This is a genomic window from Mesorhizobium sp. M4A.F.Ca.ET.020.02.1.1, assembly GCF_004022645.1.
Classification (GTDB): domain Bacteria; phylum Pseudomonadota; class Alphaproteobacteria; order Rhizobiales; family Rhizobiaceae; genus Mesorhizobium.
In genome coordinates, this window is sequence record NZ_RZOI01001048.1 from 1 (window position 1) to 1,541 (window position 1,541).

Annotated in this window: 1 protein-coding gene; it reads left to right on the forward strand. The window is 65.9% G+C overall.

Annotated elements, in window-relative coordinates; genetic code table 11:
- Positions 1–278: 278 nt before the first annotated feature.
- Positions 279–1,466 (forward strand): Na+/H+ antiporter NhaA, encoded by a 1,188-nt coding sequence (gene nhaA / locus EN742_RS34640; RefSeq protein ID WP_127405521.1) that lies wholly within the window; start codon positions 279–281, stop codon positions 1,464–1,466.
- Positions 1,467–1,541: the final 75 nt, after the last annotated feature.

A 1,541-nucleotide genomic window follows, 5' to 3' on the forward strand; every position in this document is an offset into this window, starting at 1 on the left:
TACAAAACGAAGCCGCTCGTCCATGATGCCAGTCTCTCGCCAAACCATCGCCGGGTCCTCCGGCGAGGGAGAAAACTGTCACCTATGCAATCGGTCCATTCTGTTACCTATCTATCCGGTTCGGACACAGCGTCCCTCTCCCCGTCACCATACGGGGAGAGGGTGCCGGAAGGCAGGTGAGGGGCGCCAGCGTTCGGAAAGTGTGATGCTTGCCAGTCGTCGAGCTTTGCGCATCATCGCGAATAATGCCTACCGGAAAAACCCGGCACGGAGGCGACATGCACGACGACCGCCCGAAATCCATCCTGCGCGAATTCCTCGACGGCGAGGCGACCGGCGGCATCATCCTGATGGTGGCGGCGGCACTTGCGTTGATCGTCGCCAACTCGCCGCTCGCCCAGATCTACTTCGCCGCCCTCCACGCCTATCTCGGGCCGCTCAGCGTCGCGCACTGGATCAATGACGGGCTGATGGCGGTGTTCTTCCTGCTGGTCGGCCTGGAGATCAAGCGCGAGATACTGGACGGCCAGCTTTCGACCTGGCCGCGCCGCGTGCTGCCCGGCATTGCCGCCGCCGGCGGCATGGTGGTGCCGGCGCTGGTTTATGTCGCCATCAACAGGGATAATTCCGCCGCGATGTCCGGCTGGGCGATCCCGACCGCCACCGACATCGCCTTCGCGCTCGGCGTGCTGTCGCTGCTCGGCAATCGCGTGCCGGCCTCGCTGAAGGTATTCCTCACCGCGCTCGCCATCATCGACGATCTCGGCGCCGTCATCATCATCGCGCTGTTCTACACCAGCGGCCTGTCGCTCGCCTATCTCGGCGCCGCCTTCGCGGTCATCGCCGTGCTTGTCGTGCTCAACCGCATGCGGGTTATGAACCTGATCCCCTATCTCCTGCTCGGCGCCGTGCTTTGGGTGTTGGTGCTGAAATCGGGCGTGCACGCGACGCTTGCCGGCGTGGCGCTGGCGCTCACCATCCCGCTCGAGCGCGCCGCCGGCATCAGCCACGACCTCGAGCAGTCGCCGCTGCACCGGCTGGAGCACGGCCTGCACAAGCTCGTGCCCTTCCTCGTCATCCCGATCTTCGGCTTCGCCAATGCCGGCGTATCGCTTGCCGGCCTGAGCATGGCCGCCTTGGTCGAGCCGCTGACGCTGGGCGTCGCCGCCGGCCTGGTTCTCGGCAAGCTGGTCGGCGTGTTTGGCTCATCGGCGCTCGCCATCCGGCTCGGCCTTGCCGACCTGCCGGTCAATGCCGGTTGGCTGCACATGATCGGTATTTCGCTGCTCTGCGGCATCGGCTTCACCATGAGCCTGTTCATCGGCCTGCTCGCCTTTGCCAGCGATGTGGCGCTGCAGGACGCGGTCAAGGTCGGCATCCTCGCCGGTTCGCTGGTCGCCGCGCTGCTCGGCGCGGCAGTGCTGCTGGCCGCGCCGTCGGCTGCGGGTGAGGCGGACGAAGACTAGCTTGGCGGCAGGCCGAAGCCCGCGAACAGTTGAGGTCCGAGCGGCGGCACATAGATCGTCAGGCAAGCGATTGCG

Excerpts from the sequence above, each read along its gene's own strand:
- nhaA (WP_127405521.1), top strand. The coding sequence starts at position 279 with ATGCACGACGACCGCCCGAAATCCATCCTGCGCGAATTCCTCGACGGC.